The organism is Trinickia symbiotica, from assembly GCF_003028655.1.
GTDB classification, from domain to species: Bacteria; Pseudomonadota; Gammaproteobacteria; order Burkholderiales; family Burkholderiaceae; genus Trinickia; species Trinickia symbiotica_A.
This window is the reverse complement of sequence record NZ_PYUC01000010.1, coordinates 257,628-280,655: the sequence shown is the minus strand read 5'-3', so window position 1 is coordinate 280,655 and position 23,028 is coordinate 257,628. Positions and strand designations below refer to the sequence as shown.

Annotated in this window: 18 protein-coding genes and 1 pseudogene; 7 read left to right on the top strand and 12 right to left on the bottom strand. The window is 63.0% G+C overall.

Annotated features, from left to right (window positions below; translation table 11 throughout):
• Nucleotides 1–177 precede the first annotated feature (177 nt).
• From C9I57_RS21165 to C9I57_RS21155, 3 genes are all read left to right on the top strand, one after another.
• Nucleotides 178–2,577 (top strand): glucose/quinate/shikimate family membrane-bound PQQ-dependent dehydrogenase, encoded by a 2,400-nt coding sequence (locus tag C9I57_RS21165; RefSeq protein WP_107152575.1) that lies wholly within the window; start codon nt 178–180, stop codon nt 2,575–2,577.
• 192 nt (nt 2,578–2,769) lie between these two features.
• Nucleotides 2,770–3,462: a response regulator gene (locus tag C9I57_RS33330; RefSeq protein ID WP_258187756.1), complete on the top strand. Its 693-nt coding sequence runs from the start codon at nt 2,770–2,772 to the stop codon at nt 3,460–3,462.
• A 118-nt stretch (nt 3,463–3,580) separates the two neighbouring features.
• The gene (locus tag C9I57_RS21155; protein WP_258187755.1) at nt 3,581–3,832 is read left to right on the top strand and encodes a hypothetical protein; all 252 of its coding nucleotides are present in this window, start codon (nt 3,581–3,583) and stop codon (nt 3,830–3,832) included.
• 47 nt (nt 3,833–3,879) lie between these two features.
• Here the strand turns inward: C9I57_RS21155 and C9I57_RS21150 are convergent, their stop codons facing one another.
• Both C9I57_RS21150 and C9I57_RS21145 read right to left on the bottom strand, forming a co-directional pair.
• Nucleotides 3,880–5,262, bottom strand: coding sequence for an LLM class flavin-dependent oxidoreductase (locus C9I57_RS21150; protein WP_107152574.1), 1,383 nt, complete (start codon nt 5,260–5,262; stop codon nt 3,880–3,882).
• A 10-nt stretch (nt 5,263–5,272) separates the two neighbouring features.
• Complete coding sequence (locus C9I57_RS21145) at nt 5,273–6,511, bottom strand: SfnB family sulfur acquisition oxidoreductase (protein WP_107152573.1); 1,239 nt, start codon at nt 6,509–6,511, stop codon at nt 5,273–5,275.
• A gap of 280 nt (nt 6,512–6,791) precedes the next feature.
• Between C9I57_RS21145 and C9I57_RS21140 the strand changes: the two genes are divergently transcribed.
• From C9I57_RS21140 to C9I57_RS21125, 4 genes and pseudogenes are all read left to right on the top strand, one after another.
• The gene (locus tag C9I57_RS21140) at nt 6,792–7,808 is read left to right on the top strand and encodes a sugar ABC transporter substrate-binding protein (RefSeq protein WP_107152612.1); all 1,017 of its coding nucleotides are present in this window, start codon (nt 6,792–6,794) and stop codon (nt 7,806–7,808) included.
• On the top strand, nt 7,805–9,349 hold the full coding sequence (locus C9I57_RS21135) for a sugar ABC transporter ATP-binding protein (protein WP_107152572.1): 1,545 nt from the start codon (nt 7,805–7,807) through the stop codon (nt 9,347–9,349). Before C9I57_RS21140 ends, C9I57_RS21135 begins: the two co-directional genes overlap by 4 nt.
• 2 nt (nt 9,350–9,351) lie before the next feature.
• A pseudogene (locus tag C9I57_RS21130) lies at nt 9,352–10,302 on the top strand (ABC transporter permease); the annotation flags it as partial.
• A 31-nt stretch (nt 10,303–10,333) separates the two neighbouring features.
• Nucleotides 10,334–11,290, top strand: a complete 957-nt coding sequence (locus C9I57_RS21125; protein ID WP_440130234.1) for an ABC transporter permease — start codon at nt 10,334–10,336, stop codon at nt 11,288–11,290.
• 30 nt (nt 11,291–11,320) lie between these two features.
• Here the strand turns inward: C9I57_RS21125 and C9I57_RS21120 are convergent, their stop codons facing one another.
• The 10 genes from C9I57_RS21120 to C9I57_RS21075 form a co-directional block, all read right to left on the bottom strand.
• Nucleotides 11,321–13,024, bottom strand: a complete 1,704-nt coding sequence (locus C9I57_RS21120) for an ATP-binding protein (protein ID WP_258187754.1) — start codon at nt 13,022–13,024, stop codon at nt 11,321–11,323.
• 16 nt (nt 13,025–13,040) lie between these two features.
• Entirely contained in the window at nt 13,041–14,558 is a 1,518-nt protein-coding gene (locus C9I57_RS21115) for an ATPase domain-containing protein (protein ID WP_107152568.1), read from the bottom strand.
• Between the two features lie 267 nt (nt 14,559–14,825).
• Nucleotides 14,826–15,995 (bottom strand): porin, encoded by a 1,170-nt coding sequence (locus tag C9I57_RS21110; RefSeq protein WP_181321899.1) that lies wholly within the window; start codon nt 15,993–15,995, stop codon nt 14,826–14,828.
• Between the two features lie 142 nt (nt 15,996–16,137).
• The gene (locus C9I57_RS21105; RefSeq protein ID WP_107152567.1) at nt 16,138–17,223 is read right to left on the bottom strand and encodes an ABC transporter ATP-binding protein; all 1,086 of its coding nucleotides are present in this window, start codon (nt 17,221–17,223) and stop codon (nt 16,138–16,140) included.
• Nucleotides 17,224–17,238: 15 nt separating this feature from the next.
• A complete protein-coding gene (locus tag C9I57_RS21100) occupies nt 17,239–18,033 on the bottom strand; it encodes an ABC transporter permease (protein ID WP_107152566.1) in 795 nt (264 codons plus the stop codon).
• A gap of 43 nt (nt 18,034–18,076) precedes the next feature.
• Nucleotides 18,077–18,958: an ABC transporter permease gene (locus tag C9I57_RS21095; protein WP_107152610.1), complete on the bottom strand. Its 882-nt coding sequence runs from the start codon at nt 18,956–18,958 to the stop codon at nt 18,077–18,079.
• Nucleotides 18,959–19,010: 52 nt separating this feature from the next.
• Nucleotides 19,011–20,042: an ABC transporter substrate-binding protein gene (locus C9I57_RS21090; RefSeq protein ID WP_107152565.1), complete on the bottom strand. Its 1,032-nt coding sequence runs from the start codon at nt 20,040–20,042 to the stop codon at nt 19,011–19,013.
• Nucleotides 20,043–20,106: 64 nt separating this feature from the next.
• The gene (locus tag C9I57_RS21085) at nt 20,107–20,421 is read right to left on the bottom strand and encodes an NIPSNAP family protein (protein WP_107152564.1); all 315 of its coding nucleotides are present in this window, start codon (nt 20,419–20,421) and stop codon (nt 20,107–20,109) included.
• 15 nt (nt 20,422–20,436) lie between these two features.
• Nucleotides 20,437–21,909: an aldehyde dehydrogenase gene (locus C9I57_RS21080; protein WP_107152563.1), complete on the bottom strand. Its 1,473-nt coding sequence runs from the start codon at nt 21,907–21,909 to the stop codon at nt 20,437–20,439.
• A 41-nt stretch (nt 21,910–21,950) separates the two neighbouring features.
• Nucleotides 21,951–22,994 (bottom strand): LLM class flavin-dependent oxidoreductase, encoded by a 1,044-nt coding sequence (locus C9I57_RS21075; RefSeq protein ID WP_107152562.1) that lies wholly within the window; start codon nt 22,992–22,994, stop codon nt 21,951–21,953.
• Nucleotides 22,995–23,028: the final 34 nt, after the last annotated feature.

Here is a 23,028-nt window from a genome sequence, read left to right as displayed (position 1 = left end):
CGAACGGCAATCGTAGCACGCGGGTCCATCGCGTCGCAGGAGCGGTCAAGCGAGGCGACCGGGACAAGGGCACGGCGCCTTTGCGGCACACAGGATGCTGGAAGCCAGTCACCGATTGGCATCCGTCTGCCCATGATGACGCGCTCGATACCCGCCCAACGTATCGGAGGTCCACGCATGAACACGCCTTCCTCGCCACGACGCTTCGCAACGTGGCTGACTGTCCTGTTTGCCGGGATATCCGGTCTCTACCTCGTTGTCGGCGGCATCTGGCTGCTCGCGGTCGGCGGATCGCCTTACTACCTGATCGCCGGCATCGTCATGCTCGTGGTCGCGGCTCTCGTGTACCTTCGTCACGAATTGGCGTTGGGTCTCTATGCGCTGCTGCTCATCGGTACGCTGATCTGGGGGATCGCGGAAATCGGATTCGACTTCTGGGCGCTCGTGCCACGCATCGACGTTCTCGTGATTTTCGGCATCTGGTTATTGCTGCCGTTCGTCTATCGCTTTTCCACGACTCCGTCGGCGCGCCCTGGCGCGATTGCATTGGCGATCTGCCTTGTGTTGACTGGCGCCGCGCTCGCGTACGCATCGTTCAACGATCCGCAGGTGATAAACGGCACGCTCGCGGCGAATGCGCCAGCCACGGGCGGCGGACAAGCTCCGGCGCATCCCGACGACTGGCGGGCCTACGGCCGCACACAGGCCGGCACCCGCTATTCCCCGCTCGCGCAAATCAATCAGCAAAACGTGAAAGACTTGCAACCCGCGTGGACATTCGAAACCGGCGACAAAAAAGGGCCTCACGATCCCGTCGAAATCACTGACGAAGTCACACCGCTCAAGGTCGGCGACATGCTTTATCTCTGCTCGCCCCACCAGATACTTTTTGCGCTCGACGCTGCAACGGGTAAAGAAAAATGGAAGTTCGATCCCGGTCTCAAGCCCGACCCGAGCTTTCAGCACGTGACGTGCCGCGGCGTGTCCTATCACGAAACGACCGCCGCCACGCCAGCCGCGAATGGCACGGGACAACCGGCGTCGGCTCCGTGCGCGCGCCGCGTCATCCTGCCCGTCAACGATGGTCATCTGTTCGAGCTCGACGCCGAAACCGGTCAGCGTTGCGCCGGCTTCGCCGATAACGGCGACCTCGATCTTCAGCATCTGCAACCCGTCACGACACCGGGGCAGTTCGAGCCGACGTCTCCCCCCATCGTGACAAACAAGATCATCGTCGTCGCCGGCTCGGTGACGGACAACTATTCGACGCGTGAGCCGTCGGGCGTCATACGCGGCTTCGACGTCGACACCGGCAAGCTCGTCTGGGCGTTCGATCCTGGCTCGGATACGCCGAACGCGATTCCCGACGATCAGCACACCTTCGTGCACAATTCGCCGAACGCATGGGCCCCGGCCGCTTACGATCCGAAACTCGATCTCGTCTATCTGCCGATGGGCGTCACGACGCCCGACATCTGGGGAGGCGATCGCACGCCCGAAGACGAGCGCTATGCGAGCGGGCTGCTGGCCCTCAATGCATCGACGGGCAAGCTCGCCTGGTTCTACCAGACGGTCCATCACGACCTGTGGGACATGGATCTGCCTGCTCAGCCGACGCTCGCCGACATCACCGATAGCAACGGCAAAGTGATTCCGGTCGTCTATGCGCCCGCTAAGACGGGCAATATCTTCGTCCTCGATCGTCGCACCGGCGCGCTCGTCGTCCCCGCTCCGGAACGGCCGGTTCCGCAGGGCGCGGCGAAAGGTGATCATCTCTCGCCGACGCAGCCCTACTCCGAACTGACGTTTCGTCCCACCAAGAAGCTGACGGGAGCCGACATGTGGGGCGCGACCATGTACGATCAGCTCGCGTGTCGCGTCATTTTTCACCGCTTGCGGTATCAGGGCACGTTCACGCCACCGTCGGAACAGGGCACGCTCGTCTTCCCCGGCAATCTCGGCATGTTCGAATGGGGCGGACTCGCCGTCGATACGGATCGGCAGATCGCGATTGCCAATCCCATCGCGCTGCCGTTCGTTTCGCGCTTGATACCGCGCGGCCCTGGCAACCCGATCGAGCCTCCCGCAGCCGGGAAAAGCGGTACCGGCACCGAGGTCGGCATTCAGCCGCAGTACGGCACGCCGTTTGGCGTGACGCTCAATCCTTTCATGTCCCCGATCAATCTGCCGTGTAAAGAACCGGCATGGGGTTACGTGGCGGCGATCGACCTTAAGACGAACAAAATCGTCTGGAAAAAGAGGATCGGAACGGTACGCGACACCGCGCCCGTGCCGCTGCCGTTCAAGATGGGGATGCCGATGCTCGGCGGCCCGGTCACGACCGCCGGGCATGTCTTCTTCATCGGCGCCACGGCGGACAACTACATCCGTGCCTACAGCACCGATACGGGAGAGGAACTCTGGCGCGCGCGGCTTCCCGCGGGAGGCCAGGCCACGCCGATGACCTACGAGGTCAACGGCCGCCAGTTCGTCGTCATCGCGGCAGGCGGCCATGGCTCGTTCGGTACGAAGCTCGGCGATTACGTGGTCGCCTATGCGCTGCCCGCTCACCAATAAATAGCGGGCACAGCTGATGCCCGCGACGTATTTTGCAGAGGATTCGGGATCTGCGCCAGCGTTTGCGCGACCAGGCACGCGCGATGTTTCAGTACTGATACAAGCGCAACGCTCTCGTTTTCGTCGGCTTTGGGGCAGGACTTGGCTGATATGGCAGCGCCGGTCGCCGCCGAGCCGGCGAGGGAAACCGTAATGACACGCAATCGCCCGGAATCATCTGAGCTGACGGTGGCCGACAAGCATATCGAACGATGCCTCGAATTGATACGCGCCCAGGAAGGCCGTGTACAGCGTGCGAAGAACTACGGCATGGATGACGGCACATCGGAACGACTATTGACTCTCCTTCGGGAGACCGCCGACGTGATGGCGTTTCATCGCGCGGTGATCGATTGGGAAGCCGCCGATGGTACGCGCTGGATGGGGCGGCCTGAACACGAGGCGTTCGATGGTGGAATGTTGCAGCCGCATCCGCCCCTATCGATGCGATCGTCCGCTGAACCGGTCATCGTTTTACTCGTCGATGACGATCCGAACGTGCTGGGCGCGCTCGAAGCGATCGTCGCCGAGGGCGGATACGAGGTTCTCACCGCGGAGAATGGCAAGGATGCCCTCGAAAAAGCGCGGGGCCAGCCTCCTGACGTCGTCGTTTCGGACGTCATGATGCCGGTCATGGATGGTCCTGCGCTCGTCGACGCGATGGCAGCCGATGGCCGACTGTCCGATATCCCCGTCGTGCTGAATTCCGCGCGGGCGCCTCCACCGCCGGTGCACGTCGATGCCTTCCTGAAAAAGCCGTACGCACCCGGGCAGTTGCTCGACCTGATACGGCATCTCGTCGAGGAACATCATCGCCGCGTCGCCGGAGCGATGGGCAGGCGATGAGAAGACGAACGGCATACCGGACATTCGCTTACAAATGTCACTTTTTCGAGGGGGCTTCGGCCAACGATGGCGGTTATATTCAACCTCAGAGAACCAACTCGAAGAGGAGGACGCCATCATGAGTGCCTTGATGAGCGCGCGTAAACCGACGTCGATGCGGACCTGGTCGATCGTTGTAGTCGCCACTATCTTGCTGACCGTCGCGTGCGGCACTGGAGCTGCGGCGTTCGCCGGGCTGCTGCCTTCGTCTAAAGGCGTCGCCGTGGCTGTCACCGCCATACCGTTGATCGACGTTCAATTCGAGACCGCCGCGAGGGCGGACCATCATCGCGCTGTCAATCTCGAAGGTCGCGCGCTGCTTCACGCGTGATGTCACCGGTATCGGCGTTCGCGCACGTCAGGTGTCGCGCCGTGAAGTCAAAGCACCGGCTCGGCCCGTCTCGCTCGATACCTCGCGCCCGGATGCGGCTCCGATAACCGCGCGCTGCCTCCGTGCAACTTCTCCCGCAATGTGCCCGGCGCATAGTCAGTCTTGTAGACGCCGCGCCGCTGTAGTTCCGGCACGACGAGCTCGACAAAGTCGCGGAACGTCTCGTGCGTCAGCGCATAAGCCAGGTTGAAGCCATCCACGTCGGTTTCCTCGACCCAAGACTGCAGCTCGTCCGCCACCTGTACCGGATCGCCGACCGTGAGCGGCCCCAGCCCGCCTATGCCGCCCCACTTCGCGATCTCTCGCACGGTCCACACACGTGTCGGGTCCGCGCTCGACAATGCTTCGACGGCCGACTGCACCGCGTTGCTCTCGATGTACCGGAGCGGTTCGTCGAGGTCGTACTTCGAGAGGTCGATGCCGGTCCAGCCGGACATCAGCGCGAGCGCACCCTCGTCGCTCGCATAGCGCCGATAGTCGGCATGCTTCGCGTGGGCCTCGGCCTCGGTTGCGCCGGTGACCACGGTGTGCAGGTTGAAGATCAACACGTCGTGCGGGTCACGGCCGAAGCGCTTCACGCGCGCGCGGATGTCCGCGACGAACGCCTTCAGGATGACGCGCGACGGCGCCGCGATAAAGATGCATTCCGCGTGCTGCGCGGCGAAATCCTTGCCGCGCTTCGATGCACCCGCCTGGTAGAGCACCGGCGTGCGCTGCGGCGACGGCTCGCTGAGATGAATGCCGGGCACGTCAAAATGGCGGCCGTGATGGCCGATCGGATGCACTTTCGACGGCTCGGTGAACACGCGCCGCGCCGCATCGCGCACAACCGCGTCGTCTTCCCACGATGCTTCCCACAGCTTGTAGCAGACCTCGAGGTATTCGTCGGCGAGCGCATATCGTTCGTCGTGGTTCGCCTGCGCGGGCAGCCCGACGTTACGCGCGGCACTGTCGAGATACGACGTGACGATGTTCCACCCGATCCGGCCGTTGGTCAGGTGATCGAGCGTCGACATCCGGCGCGCGAACGGATAGGGATGCTCGTACGATAGCGAGCACGTCACGCCGAAGCCGAGATGCTCGGTGACGTGCGCCATTGCCGAGACGAGCAGGATGGGATCGTTGACGGGCACCTGTGCGGCCTGGCGGATCGCTGCTTCACCGCTGCCCTGATACACGTCATAGATGCCGAGTACATCGGCAATGAAGAGCCCATCGAACTTGCCGCGCTCGAGCAGCTTGGCGAGATCGGTCCAATAGCCGAGTTCGCGGTAGCGCCATGAGCTATCGCGCGGATGGGCCCACAAGCCGGGCGACTGGTGCCCGACGCAGTTCATGTCGAACGCGTTGAGGCGGATCTGTCTCGTCATGACGCGCGCCTCAATTCCAGGGATGGCGCGCGGGTTTCACGCCGTTCAAGTAGTAGTTGCCGACGAGGTGGTATTTCCAGCGCACGGGATCGTGCAGTGTATGCGTGCGTGCGTTGCGCCAGTGGCGGTCGAGATTGTGCTCGGAAAGCGTCGCCTGCGTGCCAGCAAGCTCGAACAGTTTCTCGCCCGCGAGCAGCGCGATTTCGGTGGTCAGCACTTTCGCCTCACCGACCGCGACCGACGCGCGCGCGACGTCGTCCTCACTCGTCTCGGGCTTGGCCGCAATCTCGTCGAGCACGCGTGCGGCGCGCTCGAGCAGCGCATCCGCCGCGTGCAATTGGATATGCAGGCGACCGATCTCTCGCACGGTGAGCGGATCGTCGGCGGCGCGCTCGACATTGCTGTCTATCCACGGACGCGTGCGCTCACGGACGAAACGCAGTGTGTCCGCGAGCGCCGCGTGCGCGATGCCCGCATCGATCGCCGCCTGGATGATCTGCGAGATCGGGCCGTTCAGCGTCGGTAGATCCGATACGCGATGGGCGGGAAATACGTGCGACCCAGGCACGCGCACATTCTCGAGCACGACGGTGCCGCTTGCGGTCGTGCGCTGACCGAAGCCCGACCAGTCGTCGATCACCGAGAGCCCCGGCGTGCCCTTCGGGATATAAGCAAGCCAGCCCTTGCTGGCTTCGTCGAGGCCGAGCACCGGGACGTAGTGCGCGAACAGCGCTCCCGTCGAATAGAACTTGGTCCCTTCGACCCGATAGCCGTCGCCATCGCGCGTCACGCGTGTCTTCAGGTCGAGGACATGCTTCGTGCCTTTCTCGGAGAAGCCGTTGCCGAAGCGCTTACCCGCGAGCACCTCGGCGAAAAAAAATCGCTTCTGGTCGGGTGTCCCCGTCAGCGCGATTACATCGACGAGGCCAAAGTGATTCTGCGGCAGCTGTCCGAGCGATGGATCCGCCGCGGCAACGATCTTTACGACCTCGGTCAACGTGACGAACGACACGCCCGCGCCGCCATATGCTTTCGGCACGGTGATCGCCCAGAGGCCCGACTGCGAGAACCACTCGACCTCGTCGCGCGGCAACCGCCGCTCGCGATCGCGCCGCCCGGCCTCTTCGGCGAGGCGCTTCGCAAGGTCGTGCGCGACGGCGATCGCCTCTTCGTCGCTTGCAATGATATGCGCGGCATTCGCCGCCGTCGCATCGTCATGTTGGGAAACGAGTTCGTCGATTACTGCCATGCAAGACTCCACCTGGTAATTGTTTGCACAAACTATCAGCGGCGCTTGGCGAGGCCAAACGAGGCTTTCGAAGATCCTTATTCGTTCGGACAACAAATCGATTTCAGCGCCGCGCTAATTTGCTAATTGCGTCGCACGCAATATCGATAGCGAAAATCCATTGTTTCGCCCGGCATGCATTGTTGAGTAAAGTCGAAGCGGAATGACCCTTCTTTCACAACCGCAGCATCTTTACGTTCATCCCATCATGGTCCACCGAATGCTCGCCTCGGTCCCGCGCATGCGCGGACACATTTTTTCGCCACTCGTCGCAGTCGCAGCGCTGGCAATCGCACTAGCCGGTTTTGCTACGGCCGGTCACGCGCAAGGTCCTGACGACGCGCACGGCAACGACAGCAACATCCCCTCGCTCAAAGGCAAGCGAATCGGCATTACCGCCGCCGGCACGGACCATTACTGGGACCTCAAGGCATATCAAGGCGCGATCGATGAAGTGAAGCGACTCGGGGGCACACCGATCGCGCTAGATGCGGGTCGCAACGACAATCGCCAGATCGCGCAGATCCAGACGCTGATCGCACAGAAGCCGGATGCGATCGTCGAGCAGCTCGGCACGGCATCGGTGCTAGAACCGTGGTTGCAGAAAATCCGCCAGGCAGGCATCCCGCTCTTCACGATCGATACCGCGTCACCGTCGAGCCTCAATGACACGACATCCGACAACTTCTTCATTGGCGAGCAGCTCGCGCTGAAGCTCGTCAACGATATCCACGGCGAAGGCAACATCCTGGTCTTCAACGGCTTTTACGGCGTGCCTGTCTGCGCGATCCGTTACGATCAGTTGAAGGCCGTGCTCAAGTACTATCCGAAGGTCCACATCATCGAGCCTGAGTTGCGCGACGTGATCCCGAATACGGTCCAAAGCGCCTATGCACAGGTGAGTCAGCTCCTGGCCAAGTATCCGAAGGGACAGGTCGCCGCGATTTGGGCGGCGTGGGACGTGCCGCAGGTCGGCGCCACGCAGGCCGTGGACGCCGCGCATCGCAGCGAGATCAAGACCTATGCCGTGGACGGGAGCCCCGACGTCGTGACACTTGTCAAAGACCCGAACTCAAGCGCGGCCGCCGTCGTCGCGCAGCAACCCGCGCTGATCGGCAAGACCGCCGTCGACAACGTCGCGCGCTATCTCGCCGGCAAGCGCGACCTGCCGCCGTACACCTACGTCCCGTCGATTCTCGTCACGAAGGATAACGCGGCGTCGCTGCAGCAAACGCTCGGACAAATCGCGTCGCAATGAGTGCCGTTGCCAAACCGGCAGCGCTCGCGCTCTCCGGCATCGTCAAGCATTTCGATGGCGTGCCGGCACTGCGCGGAGCGTCGCTCGAAATCGCACCCGGCACGGTCCATGGTCTCATCGGCCAAAACGGCGCGGGCAAGTCGACGATGATCAAGATCCTCGCGGGCATTCACGCCGCCGATGCCGGCACGGTCAAGGTACATGGCATGCCTCAGCCCGGTGGCATTGCCCCGGCCGAGATAGCGTTCATTCATCAAGAGCGCCTGCTGTCACCGACATCCACGGTGGCCGAAGCTCTCGCCCTCGGCAATGAACCGGCGCTCGGACCGCGTGTCGCCGGTTCTCTGCGGCTGATCGACGCGCGCCGCCTGAAGCAGCAGGCACGCGATGCGCTGATCGAGCACTTCGGGATCGAGCTTGCGCCGAACCGGTTGATCGGCGAACTCAGCGTGGCCGAACAACAGATCGTGCAGATCACGCGTGCACTGGTGCGCGCGCCACGCATCCTCGTGTTCGACGAGCCGACGGCCGCGCTCGTCGCACGCGAAGTGGATCGGCTGCTCGCCACGATCGACTCGCTACGCGCTCGAGGCCTGACGGTCGTCTATGTGTCGCACTACCTGAACGAGATCGCGCAGATTTGCGACAAAGTGAGCGTGCTGCGCGATGGTCTCGATGTTGCACACCTCGATGCGCGCGCGACACCGATCGAGGCACTCGTCGAGGCGATGATCGGCGCGCCCGTCGTCATGCAGGCACGCGGATCGACGCGCACGCCCGGCGACATCGCGCTCAGCGTGCGCGATCTCACCGCGCCGGGCCGTTTCGAAAACGTCTCATTCGACGCGCGGCGCGGCGAAGTAGTCGGCATCACCGGCTTGCTCGGCTCCGGCGGCAAGGCCGTGCTGCGCGCGCTATTCGGGCTGGAGCGCGGCGCCGCGGGCTCGATCGGCGTCGCCGGCCGCCCGGTGCGATTGCGCCGGCCGCTCGATGCCGTGCGCAACGGCGTTGCATTCGTGCCGGAGGACCGGCGCACGCATGGCGTTGCGACGGCGCTCTCGGTGCGCGAGAACACGTCGCTTGCAAGCCTGCGGCGCGTGAGCCGCTTCGGTGTGATGGCGCGGCGGCGCGAGACAGGTCTCGTGCAGCGGCTCATAGCGGCGCTTAGGATCCGCACGCCGAGCGCCGAAACGCCGGTGCGGCATCTATCGGGCGGCAATCAGCAGAAGGTCGCGCTTGCGAAGTGGCTGAGCCGTTCGTCGTCGATCTACCTGCTCGATGAGCCGACCGTTGGCGTCGACGTCGGCGCCAAAGGAGAAATCTACAGGCTGCTCGACGAGTTGGTGCAAAACGGCGCCTGCGTGCTCCTGTTTTCGAGCGATCTCATCGAATTGCTCGGCGTCACGGATCGCGTGCTGGTGATGAAGCGCGGGCGCATCGTACGCGAGCTGGTGTCGCGCGAGACGAACACGCAAACCGTGCTCGCGTGGGCGACCGGTGCCCGTGAGGCTGTCGAGGAACGCGAAAGGGAGGTGGCGTAATGCTTCGCAGCGGTGCCGCCCTCGCGTTCGCCATGGTGTTGGCCGTCTTCGCGCTGACTTCGCCACTCTTCCTGACGATTGCCAACCTCGCGAACGTACTGCAGCAGTCGATCGTGATCGGCCTGCTCGGCTTCGGCCTGACTATCGTGCTGATTGCGGGCGGCCCTGATCCGATTCGCGGCGGGCTCGATCTCTCGGTTGCCGCGAACCTCGGCTTCTGCGCAGCCGTCTATGCCGTGACACAGCGCAACGGGTGCGGCACGGCCCTGTCGGTCGCATTTACGCTCGCAGCGGGCGCAGCCGTCGGCGCGCTCAACGCGGTCGCGGTCATCGCGCTGCGCATCGTACCGCTGCTCGCGACGCTGACGACGATGAACATCGCCGCCGGCTTCGAACTCGTGCTGACGCAAAACACGTCGGTATCGGCGAGCGGCACGCTGACGAACTGGCTACTCGACGATGGCTCTTTCGGCGTCCCGCATCTCGCATATGCGCTGCTGCTGGCCGCGGCTCTCTTTACCGTGCTCGCACACTACACGCCGTTCGGCCTGCGGCTCGCGGCGGTGGGTGCGCACCGCGATGCCGCGCACGCGGCCGGCTTGCGCACGAGGCGCTACCTGGCCGCGAGCTATCTGCTGAGCGGCATCGCAGCCGCGCTCGCCGCGCTCGCGTCGACGGCGCTGCTGAGCGGCAGTGCGCCCGGCGCCGGCGACAATCTGCTCGCGGTAGTCGCGGCGGCACTGCTCGGCATCGTATTCTCGCGGCGGCTCGTGCCGACGATCCCGGGCACGCTGTGCGCGGTGCTGTTCGTAGGTGCGATCGTCAATGGCTTTCAGCTCGACAACGTGTCGAGCTATTACGTCAACGGCGTCGAGGGCGCGTTGATCCTGTTCGTGGTCGCGACGACCGCGATCGTGCGACGCAGGCGTGCCGGGAGCAACGTCTATGACTGACTCTGACAAACCCCACTTCGTCCGACGCCTCATGGCGCGTCTCTCGAAGTTGCGGCGCTTCGGCCTCGTCGCCGCGCTGCTCGCCGTCATCGCATTCTTCGCGGCATTTGCGCCGGGTTTCGCTCGGCCCGGCAACATCGAGGACGTCCTGCTCAACGATTTCGCACTGCTTACGATCGCTGCACTCGGCATGACGCTGGCCGTGTCGCTTGGCGCGGTTGATCTGTCGCTGGGTACATCTATCGATGTCGCGAGCCTCGTGTTCGTGCTGCTCTGCGCACATCGCGCGAATCTGGCCCTCGCGGCGCTCGGCGGCCTCGCTGCGGCATTCGTCACGGGCGCGCTGAACGCGGTGCTGGTGGCGCGAATCGGCATCGCGCCGTTTCTCGCGACCCTCGGCACGCTGTTCATCGGGCAGACCGTGCAGCAGCTCGCGACCGACGGCGGCCAGCCGGTCTATCTGCTCAACGTGGCAGTGCCGCCGCTTTTCGGCGCGCTCGCTCACGGAGAAATCGCGCATATTCCCGTGCCGTTGTGGATCGTTGCGGGGCTCGCGCTCGCCTCGCACGTTGTCCTCTCGCATTCGGTTTTTGGCCGCCAGATTGTGGCGCTCGGTTCTCAACCGGGCGTCGCTCGCTACTCGGGCCTGCCCGTGCCGGCGATTATCAGCGTAACGTTCGTCGCCAGTGCGCTGCTCTATGGCGTGGTGGGGCTGCTGCTCTCGTCGACGGTGAAAGCCTACGTGCCGCAGGCCGGCAACGGCTATCTCATGAATGCGATTGGCGCGACTTTCATCGGCACGACACTGTCGGCGTCGGGCCGGCCGAATGTCGCGGGCACGCTGCTCGGCGTGCTGCTCTTGAGCCTGGTCGCGAACGGGCTGCTTCTGATCGGCTGGAACTTCTACTGGCAGCAGGTTGCGACGGGCGTCGTGATTTTTCTCGTGCTCGGAATCAGTTTCGCGCGGCGCGAGGCGCGACATGCGTAAGACTCGCCGCGGCAGCACACCCGGTAACCGCTAGCCGCTCGGCGACTGTTGACGCTCGTCAACGGCGTTGGATCGAGCACCGTAAAGTGCCTTCGCTATTTCCGCGACAAGTTGCTTCTGTTGATACGGCTTTCTTAGTCGTGGAATATCCATGCTCATCCCCTGCGGCAGATCGGCGTATCCGGTGGCGATGAGGATCGGGAGGCCGGGTCTCAGCTCTCGCGCGGCGCGCGCCAACTGCGCACCCGTCATTTTGGGCATCGCATAGTCGGTGATCATAAGATCCACGTTGCGCCCTTGCTCGAGCACACTGAGCGCATCCGCACCCGAATTGACTTCAATGACTTCATGCCCCATGTCCTCGAGAAGATATGCGGTGCTCGTCGAGATCAGGGCATCGTCGTCGACGAGCAGAATCGTCGCTCGCGCGGTAGCGGCCGGTTCAATTCCGGGTGATTCCGCTTCCGCAGTCGCCGGCACTGACAGCGCTTGCGAAGTCACGGGCAGCCATAACTCGGCCTGCGTGCCGCGGCCAGCCGCGCTACTGAGCCGCAGCGCGCCGTTCAATTGGAGAGCCAACCCATGAATCATGGAGAGTCCAAGGCCCGTTCCTTTGCCGACCTCCTTCGTCGTAAAAAAAGGCTCCGTCGCGCGCGACAGCGTCTTCGGATCCATTCCGTGTCCTGTATCGCTAACGGTGAGGCGCACATAGTCGCCGCCTTCGAGGTCGGCGCATTTTGACGAGTGAACGGCGTCGACGGCTATCGAGACCGCTCCGCCATCGGGCATGGCGTCGCGCGCATTGACCACGAGATTGAGAACCGCGAGCTCGATCTGGTTGCCATCCGCGAGCGTGAGCGGCACATCTTCAGGCAATGCGAACTTCAGTTCGACGCTCGCCCCCACGGAGCGCTCCAGCAGATCCATCATTCCGCGAACGAGATAGGACAAGTGAGTCGGCTCGATTCTGAGGTCTTGCTGTCGCGTGAACGCAAGTAGACGCTGAGTCAACGACGCGCCGCGCTGGGCACCCCGAAGCGCGCCATCGATCAGTCGCACGATCCTTTCGTTGGAGGCTTGCTTGCGCAACAGCTCGAGGTTGCCCATGACGGCCATGAGCAGGTTGTTGAAGTCATGTGCTACACCGCCCGTCAACTGCCCGATCATTTCCATTTTTTGGACCTGGCGCAGCGCCTCTTCCGTGCGCTCGCGTTGCCGCATCTCCTCGAGCACCGCTTCATGTGCGCGTTCGAGCTGAGCGGTACGCTCGGCCACCTTTGCCTCGAGCGTCTCGTTGAGGCGCCGCAGTCGCGCCTGGCTTTCCTGCAACTCCTCCATGCGGGAACGGGCTTCATATTGCCGGTAACGGCCGCGTCGCGCGTTTTGTATCACGCTGACGAACGTCATCGGATGAAAAGGGCGTTCCAAAAAGATGACGTTACCGAGCGCTTCGCATAGGCGTCGTGCGTCGGCGATTCGATCTGAAAGGCCGCCGCGCTGCGTGAGCACGATGAACGGAAAATCCGACCAGGGCGGCTGCCTCGCCACCCAGGCCGACACCGCGCCCAAGTCCGCATCGCGCAGCGCTTCCTCGGTCATGACAGCGCAGCCGATCTCGTCGCCCAGCAGCTTTGAAACGTGCGTGAGATCGCCGCAGATGATCGACTCGGTCCCCCACTGCCGCAACAGCGCAGCCGCGATCACGGCGTCTCGCCCCTGTGGCGCCAGGATCAAAGCTCTTCCATCAATTTCAGTCGGCGTTGTCATTGCCGGTGACGACAGACTTGAGCAGCGGTCCGGTCGTTCCGACAAAAGTCGGCACGCCTTGCAGTACCCCCTGGAAGCCGTCGAGGGGCGCCCCCACCGTCAGCCCCGCCTGGCCGATGCGGAACTCACGGATCGTTTCTTCATGGCGCCCCATGCGCTTCTTGATGACCGACACGGCACGCCGGACTCGGCCGAGCGCCTCGAAGTAACGGAGAAGAATGACCGTGTCCGCAAGGTAGGTGACTTCCACGGGAGCCCGCATGTCGCCGACCAAGCCGTGCTGAGCGACTGTCAAAAAAGTCGTCGCGCCTTGTCGATTCAAATATTGCAGCAACTCGTGGATGTGAAGCACGAGCGCGTTCTCCTCCGGCATGGCCGCCTGATAACCATTGAGACTGTCAATCACCACCGTTTTCACTTGCGCGTCGTCCACGACGGCGCGGACCCGCTGGGCAAACTCGCCGGGAGACAACTCGGCCGCATCGATTTGTTCGAGGTAAAGTTTGCCCGCCTCGGACGCGGCCTCGAATCCGAACCCCATTTTTTGGGTGCGATCGAGCAACAAGCCGAGTTCTTCGTCGAAGACGAACAACGCCGCTTTCTCGCCACGCTTGAGTGCCGCGGATGCGAACTGCAGCGCAAAGGTGGATTTGCCAGCCCCGGCCGGCCCGAGGATCAACGTGCTTGAGCCCTGCTCGACGCCGCCGCCGAGTAGCGCATCGAGCTCTGGGACGCCACTGCTGACATCGGCGCGCGCAACCCGCCTGCGGTGCTCCGCGGCGACGAGACGCGGAAATACCGAAACGCCACCCGCTCGGATCGCGAAATCGTGGTATCCGCCGCGAAAAGCCCGACCGCGATATTTCGAAACCTTGAGCCGACGCCGCTGTGCCCCGTAGTCGGGTGAAAGCTCTTCCAATTTGATCACTCCATGAGCGATGCTATGAACCGTTTTATCGGCTGCTTCCGAGCTCAGGTCGTCAATCAGGAGGACCGTTGCACCGTATCGGGAAAAGTAGTGCTTCAACGCCAGGACTTGCCGACGGTAGCGAAGGGAGTTCTGGGCAAGCAGGCGAATCTCCGACAGGCTGTCGAGGACAACCCGCTTCGGCCGGGCACGTTCGAAGGCGCCGAGAATGAGCTTGGTGGTCTCCCCCAGTTCGAGGTCGGACGAATACAGCAGAGTCTGGTGTTGATCGGCATCGAGCAGGCTCTCTGGAGGGACGACTTCGAACACCACGATGTTCTCGCCGAGAAGCCACCCGTGCGAGGCGGCACCATTGCGCAACTCTTTTTCCGTTTCGGACAACGTGATGTAAAGGCCTGGCTCGCCCGCCTGCGCACCGGTGATCAGGAAACGAAGCGCGATCGTCGTTTTCCCCGTCCCGGGAGTGCCCTCCAGCAGAAACAGGTTTCCTTCGGTGAGCCCTCCCATCAACACATCGTCGAGCCCGGGCACACCGGTTCGCGCAGTCCGCGTGCTTGCCGCGTCAGTGCTCATCGATCACTCCCAGCAGTCTTAAGGGTCCTGGGGGAAAGACAATGTTTTGGCATGGTGGCAAACACGTCCGCTAACGAGGTCTGCAGGGTAAAGCGTCCGTGATCGAGCAATTTTTGGACCCGCGGGGTTCGCGCGTCGCCGCCCATGAGAAGCGGTTCGGACGCGTGCAACGAGGCTAGCAGGCGAGAACAACCCATTCCCAAATGACAAAGGGCGCCGAAGCGCCCTTTCACGATAGCGGCAGGCTTTTCATCGCCCTTTTGCCGACTAGAACTTATGGAGGACTCCGACACGGAACATCAACTGTCGGTTGGTCGACGATGCGTCGGCGATGGAGAAATCGAAGATATCGGCTCGCTTGGCGTCCCCTGCCGCCTGCTGTAATGCGCCCATCGCATACAACGTGGTGCGCTTCGACAGCGAATAGCTGCCCATGAGCGAGAACTGATGGTACTTGGGCTTGCTGCCGTTGTAATCCACCTTGCCGTCGGTATAAGCGTATGCGGCGGCGACCGTCGCGCTCGGCGTGAGGCTATACGAGCCCCACACCTCGTAGTTGCTGAACCTGACGTCGCTGGTCGTACCGTTCGCATTCTCGAACTTCGTGTTGGTATAGTCGACGCCCGCCGTTGCCGCGCCGAAGGCGTAGTCTGCGCCGATCCCGATGATGCGCTCATTATGCGGGTTGCCAACGTAGCTGAACGGCCCGCTCGCGCCGATTGCGGCGCCGGTCGTGTTCCCGATGAAATCGCCGTCAGTGAAGAGGCTCGCCGGGTTTTTCGCATAGAAATAGGCCGCCCCCGCGTTGAATCCACCGTGCGCATAAGCGGCGCCCAGGCTCCACATGCCCGTGGTGCCCGCGCCCGGCGCGGTCGAATTCGTGAACGAGTACATCCCGCCGAACGTGAAGCCCGCGATCGACGGGCTCGCGTACTTGATGGCGTTGTCGACGCGGAACGAGTTGTCGGTGTTATCGATGTCGCCGCCGCGCACGAACGGCCCGCCGAATTGGCCGACGGCCGTGACCGGCTGAACATAGTCGACGACGGAGTCATACTGCCGCCCGAGGGTCACCGTGCCGAGCCCCTGCTTGGAAAGCCCGACGTACGCCTGCCGTCCGAACTCCCTGCCGCCCTGACGCATCTGGCCATTCTCCAGGCTGAACCCCGCTTCGAGCTTGAAGATTGCGCTCAGGCCATTGCCAAGATCCTCGCTTCCCTTGAGACCCCAGCGGCTGCCGTACATGCCGTCGTAGGTTCCGTCGCGCATCCGCCAAAGCGAGTGGCCGCCGCTGTTGTTGACGTAATCGATACCCTCGTCGATTACTCCGTACAGCGCCACAGACGACTGTGCGGCGGCGATGCCGGGCAGCATCATCCCAAAACCCGCGCACACGCCCATTAGGACTACTAATTTATTTCCACGATATGATTTCATCCAAATCTCCAAACTCACAATCAGTCTTTTCGTTGAACTTCCCGCAGCACTACAAAAATCGGTCTTGCCTCGATCGAGGCGGACATCGTCGCTGTCGAACGGCCAAGCGAAGGAAGCACGTCGCTCAATGCCGTTGTCATGCCTATGCAAAAAGGCGGACGTCGTGCGCGTCCCATTCGACGAGCGCTTGCGTGCCGATCGACAACCCGCTGTCGTGACGATGGGCGGCCGGCATACGAATCGAAATCTCCTGTTGCCAGGGCGTCGCCACGGCGTAATGCATCGCATCGCCGAGATAGGTGATGTCGCGCACCGTCACCGGTAGCCCTTCCCTACCGTGCACGCTTTGCAACGCGCGAATGCGCATCTGCTCCGGGCGAATCATGAGCGCGCCGTCGTGCCCCGCCGCGAGCACCGGTGAAAGATGGCCGGTCGTCACCACATGACCGTTCGGGAATACGCCCTTCGTGCCGCCTTCGCTGTCCGCAGTCACGCGGACCGGCAAGAAATTCGAATTGCCAATGAAGCTCGCGACGAAGCGCGATGCGGGGTTGGCATAGAGCTCTTCCCCGGTGCCGACCTGTTCGATTCGCCCTTTGTTGAATACGGCGATGCGATCCGATAGGCGCAGCGCTTCTTCCTGGTCGTGCGTCACATACAGAATCGTCACGCCCGTCTCATGATGGATACGGCGCAGTTCGAGCTGAATTTCCTCGCGCAGCTTTTTGTCGAGTGCGGAAAGCGGTTCGTCCATCAAAAGCACGGGCGGGTCGTAGGCCAATGCCCGCGCAATCGCGACGCGTTGCTGCTGACCGCCCGACAACTGCGCCGGCATGCGATCGCGGCAGTCCGACAGATGCACGAGCTTCAGCATCTGCTCGACCTTCGCCTTGACTTCGCCGTCGGGACGCCGACGCACGCGCAACGGAAACGCGACGTTCTCTCCGACGCTCAGGTGCGGGAACAGTGTATAGCGCTGAAATACCATGCCGATGTTGCGCTTGTTCGGGGTGACCGACAGCAACGGCTTGCCGTCGAGCAATACGCGCCCTTCGCTCGGCTCCTGAAAGCCCGCAACGATGTAGAGCGTCGAACTCTTGCCCGAGCCGGACGGCCCGAGGAAAGTCATGAATTCCCCCCTGCGCACGTCCAGCGAGACTTGGTCGATGGCTACGACGTCGTCGTACGTTTTGCGCAGGCGCTGAATTTGAAGGAATGCGGCAGTCATGGCTCATCCACCTCTTTATCGGGCACGGCGCAGTACCGCGCCCGCCAACATCAATACCGTCGTCAAGCCGACGAGCAGAGAAGACGCCGCCGCGATGACCGGCGTCAGGTCCTGCCGCAGCGTGGTCCAGATTCGCACGGGCAACGTCTGCAACGTCGGGCTCGCCATGAAGATTGAAATCACCACCTCGTCCCATGACGCGAGAAACGAGAAGATGGCAGCGGCGAACAGCCCGAGCTTGATGGCGGGCAGGGTCACGCGCAGCTTCACCTGAAGCGGCGAAGCCCCACAGATTAGCGCCGCGTCCTCGAGCGCCGTGTCGAAGCTCACGAGCGAGTTGCTGATGGAAATGATTGAGAACGGCAACGCGATGATGAGATGACCGATCACGAAGCCCGTCATCGTGCCGTTCAAGCCGATGCGCAGCGTAAAGGCGTACAACGCAACAGCCAGCACGACGACGGGCAGTACCATCGGCGTAAGAAAGAACGCCTGCACCGCGCCGCGCCCGCGGAACTTGCCGCGCACGAGTGCGAGCGATGCGAGGAAACCGATCACGACCGACAACGCCGTGACGATCACGGCGAGCTTCGCGCTCGTCAACAGCGAGTCTATCCATCCGGTGTCGGTGAAAAGCTGCCGATACCATTCCAACGTCCAGCCGGGCGGCGGAAAGATCAGCCATTGCGAATCGCCGAAGGACAACGCGACGATAAATACGATCGGCATCAGCAAGAACACGGCGACGGCCGCACCGACGGCCATCAGCACCCAGCGCAGCGCGCCCAGGCGGTCGAAATCGAGTAGCATTCAGCCTCCCGCGAACGATAGTGAGCGTGGGGGTCGTTTCACCTCAGCCTCCCGTCGGGGCGCGCGCACCACCGGTGAAGCGCAGTTGCAGCGCATACAGCCCAAGCGTCACAGCGAGCAGCACGAGCGCGGCTGCGCCCGCGAGCCCCCAGTTCAACAGTTCCTGCACGAGCTGCGCGATCAGCTCGGCGAGCATCATGTACGAGGGCCCGCCGAGCAGCGCCGGCGTGACGAAGTAGCCGAGCGCCATGACGAACACCATCAACGCGCCCGACGCGACGCCCGGAAGCGCGAGCGGCACCAGCACACGCCAGAACGCTTGCCAGCGGCTCGCGCCGCAGATCGCCGCCGCCCGCAGCGTCGACGGGTCGATGCTACGCAGCGTCGCATGCAGCGGCATCACTAGAAACGGCAGCATGATGTATGTCATGCCGATCGTGACACCGACGAGATTGTTGACGAGCGCGAGCGGCTCGCTGATCAGGCCGAGTGCCATCAACAGCCGGTTAATAGGCCCGGTCGCTTGCAGCAGCACCATCCACGCAAACGTGCGTGCCAGCAAATTGGTCCACATGGACAGCAGCAAGATCGCGAAAAGGACGGAGCTCACCCTTCGCGGCGCGATCGCGAGCAACCAGGCAGTCGGGAAACCGATCGCGACCGTCACCACTGTCACGACGGTCGCCACGAGAAAGGTATTGCCGAACACGCGCAGATACGTCGTCGAACCCAGCAGCTGCGCGTAGTTCTGAAGCCCGGGCGTCGGTTCGAGCACGCTGCGCAACAGCAGGGAAAGCACCGGCAGCAAGAAGAAGATCGCGAGCAGCAGCAGCGCCGGCGCGAGCAGACGCAGGCTGCGCCAATCGCGTCGCCGCCCCGCGGTCGGCGCCGCCGGATGCGCAACGGAACTCAGAACGTCAGGCATGGTGACTCCCCATCCGAACATTGCGGCGCCTGTCTGAGACGCCGGCAACATCTCACTTCGATTGCCATGCGTACCAGCGCTTCGCAATCTCGTCGCGGTGCTCCGCCCAGTACTTCATGTCGAGATTGATCTGCGAGGTCTTGTACTGGTCGGGCAACGTCTTGGCGACCGCGGCGGGCATCAGCTCAGGCGCCTTCACATTGACTGGCGCGTAGCCCGTATCCTCGGCGAACTTCGCCTGTGCTTGCGCGCTCGTCGCGGCGGCCAGGTACTTCATGGCCTCGTCGCGATGCTTCGCACCCTTCGGAATCACGAGCATGTCCGCGGCCGTCAGATTTTGATTCCAGGAGATGCCGACCGGAACGCCAGTTTGCTCGAGCGCATGCAAACGCCCATTCCAGAACATGCCGATCGGTGCCTCGCCCGATGCGAGCAGCTGCTGCGATTGGGCGCCGCCGCTCCACCAGACGATGTCGCTCTTGATCGTGTCGAGCTTTTTGAACGCACGGTCGAGATCGAGCGGATAGAGCTTGTTCGGCGGCACGCCGTCGGCGAGCAGCGCGAGCTCGAGCACGCCGGGCGCGGACCACTTGTATAGCGTGCGCTTTCCAGGGAAGCGCTTTGTATCGAACAGGTCCGCCCACGTCGACGGTTGCGCGCCCGTGAACTTCGACTTGTTGTAGCCGAGCACGAACGAGTAATAGAAGCTTCCCACCGCACCCGGCGACGTAAAGCGGGGATCGAGGTCATCCTTCTTGACGACCGAGAAGTCGATCGGCTCGATCAGCCCGGCCTTCTGCGCGGCAAAAGCGAAGTCCCCTTCCACGTCGACGACATCCCATGTCACGTTGCCGCTATCGACCATCGCCTTCAGCTTGCCGTAATCGGTCGGGCCATCCATCAGCACGTGAATGCCTGTTGCCTTCGTGAATGGCTGCGCCCAATCCTTGTCCTGCGACGATTGCGTGGTGCCGCCCCAGCTCGTGAAGACGATCGGCTCGGCCGCGCGAACGCTTGCCGTTGCGAAGGCCGCCGCGCACGTTGCAATCAGCACTGCCGTGCGAAAGACGCTCTTGCTGTTCATGTCCGTTTCCTATCCTCAGTAGTAGTCGATGGTCGAGCGACGATCCCGGCGAATCGCCGAACATTCATTGCAGCGGCGAGAATTGCGCCGGCTTCATGATCTTGCTTTCCATTTCCTCCATCAGCGCCTGAATCTTCGGCGCGAAGGCCCGCCATGCGGGGTCTTCGGCAAGCGCCGCGCGCCGACGTTCGCGTTCATCCAAACTCGGATAGGCCCAGATGTGGACGATCTGATTGAGCGGGCCGATCTCGGAATGGAAATAGCCGATCAATTGCCCGAGATACCGCTTCTGCAGCTCAATGCCTTCTTCCTCCACCAGCTTCAGATAGGTCGGCACCGCGCCCGTCTTGATGCGATATGTACGGATTTCGTAGAACATCAGCGTGCTCCCCTCTCAACGCATCACGAACGGATCGGCGATCGGCTGGTCCGACGTGCGAATCCAGACCGACTTCGTGCGTGTGTACTCGAGCACGGCTTCGAACCCGCCCTCGCGGCCCAGACCGCTCAGGCCGTACCCACCGAACGGCACGATCGGCGACACCGCGCGATACGTATTGACCCAGACGATGCCCGCTCGCAATGCACGGGTCAGCCGATGCGCACGTGTCAGATCCCGCGTGAACACGCCCGACGCAAGCCCGTAGCGTGTGTCGTTCGCGAGCGCGATCGCCTCCGCCTCGGTATCGAACGTCACGACGCTCAGCACGGGACCGAACAGCTCTTCGATCACGCTGGGCACCTGCGCATGCGGACAATCGACGATGGTCGGCAAAAAATAATGGCCCGCCGTGAAAGCCTCGGGACGCGATCCCCCTACGACGACGCGGCCCCCCGCTTCGACGCTCGCGTGCAGTACGCGTTGAATGTGTTCGAGTTGGCGGAGAGTCGCGAGTGGCCCCATTTCCGTTGCGGCATCTTGCGGATCGCCGATGCGGATGGCGCGAGCCCGCGCAATCAAGCGCTCGAGGAGCGCGTCGTGGATGCCGCGCTGCACGATGAGGCGCGAGCCGGCCACGCAGCTCTGGCCCGTCGCGGCAAAGATGCCTGCAACCACGGCGTTGCACGCGCTATCGAGATCGGCATCGTCGAAGACGAGAACGGGCGACTTGCCGCCCAGCTCGAGCGACGTCGCCGCCAGGTTGTCGGCTGAGTTGCGCACCACGTGGCGCGCGGTTTCGGGTCCTCCCGTGAACGCGATGCGCGAGACGAGCGGATGGCTCGTGAGCGTGCGTCCGCAGTCGTTGCCGAAGCCTGTCACGATATTGACGACGCCCTTCGGAAAGCCGGCTTCATGAACGAGGCGGGCGAATTCGAGCAGTGGCGCGGGGCCGTCTTCGGAAGCCTTCAGCACGACGGTGCAACCCGCGGCAACCGCGGGGCCGAGCTTCACGGCCGAGAGAAACAGCTGCGAATTCCAAGGGACGATCGCAGCGACGACGCCGACCGGCTCGCGCCGCAACGTGACTTCCATATCGGGTTTGTCGACGGGCAGCCATGCCCCCTGGATCTTGTCGGCCACGCCCGCGTAATAGCGGTAATACTCGGCGACATAGCCGATCTGGCTGCGCGTCTCGCGGATGATCTTGCCCGTGTCGCGTGTTTCGAGCTCGGCGAGCCGCGGCGCATCCCGTTCGATCAATTCGGCGAGCCGGTACAAAAGCTTGCCCCTTGCGCTCGCGGTTAGATTGGCCCACGCGGAATCGTTCAATGCGCGGTGTGCCGCGCGCACTGCACGGTCGACATCCTGCGCGCTCGCCTTCGGCATCTGTGCCCAAACGCCGCCGGACGACGGATCGATGCTATCGAAATGCTCGTCAGCATCTTCGAACATACCATCGATGTACTGCTGAAACCGTTGAGACATTTCCAGCCGCTCCCTTCATGAAATTGGCCGAAGGCAAGACGTCAGCGTGCCCCAAATGCCGGCATCACTTCGGAGATGAACAGCTCGACCGATTTGCGCTTGCGCTCGAAGCTCATATGGCTGTCGAGCCAGAAGCTATATTGGTCGTAGCCCAGTTCCTCGTAGCACTTCAGCCGCGCGATGACTTCCTTCGGCTCGCCGATGACAAGGTTCTTGCGGATCGCGTCAGGCGAATACTGCGGGAACATGTCGACGTCCGCATCGGTGAGCGGCTCCATGAAGCCTTGCGCGATCGGGCGTTCGTTCTTGAACCATTTGCTGAAGTACCGGTAAAAGCGCGCGAGGTCTTCCACGGCCGCATCGACTTCGGCCGCATTGGCGCCGACGAACGTGTGCATCAGCATCATCACTTGCGGGCGCGGCACATCGGGATTCGCGGCACATGCCGCATTGAAGCGCTCCATGAGGCTCGCGACTTCGGCATCGCCCGCGGCCAACGATGTGACCTGTACGTTGCAGCCGTTCGCCACGGCGAACGCATGCGAGTTCGGATCGCGCGCGGCGAGCCACATCGGCGGATGCGGCTGCTGGATCGGGCGCGGGACCGGTGTCGCCGCGGGCCACGACCAGAATTCGCCTTGATGTGCGTAATCACCCTCGAACAGCTTGCGCAAAGCCGGCACGAGCTCGCGCATGCGCGCACCCGCGCTCATCGCATCGAGTCCCGGCAAGAGGCGCTCGTACTCGAACGAATAGGCGCCGCGCGCGATGCCGAGATCGAGCCTGCCGTTGCTCGCGACGTCGACCATGCCAGCTTCGCCGGCAAGCGCAATCGGATGCCAGAACGGCGCGATGACAGTACCCGTGCCCAGACGAATGCGCTCGGTTTTCGCGGCGAGATACGACAAATTGACGAACGGATTCGGCGCGATCGTGAATTCCATCGCATGATGCTCGCCGATCCACGCCGTCTCGAACCCTCCGCGCTCCGCGATCTGCACGAGCTCGGTCATCTGATCGAACAGTTCGCGATGCGACGTCTTCGTGTCGTACCGCTCCATGTGTAGAAACAACGAGAACTTCATGATCTTGAATCTCCAGTGGGCACCTGCGGAGCAT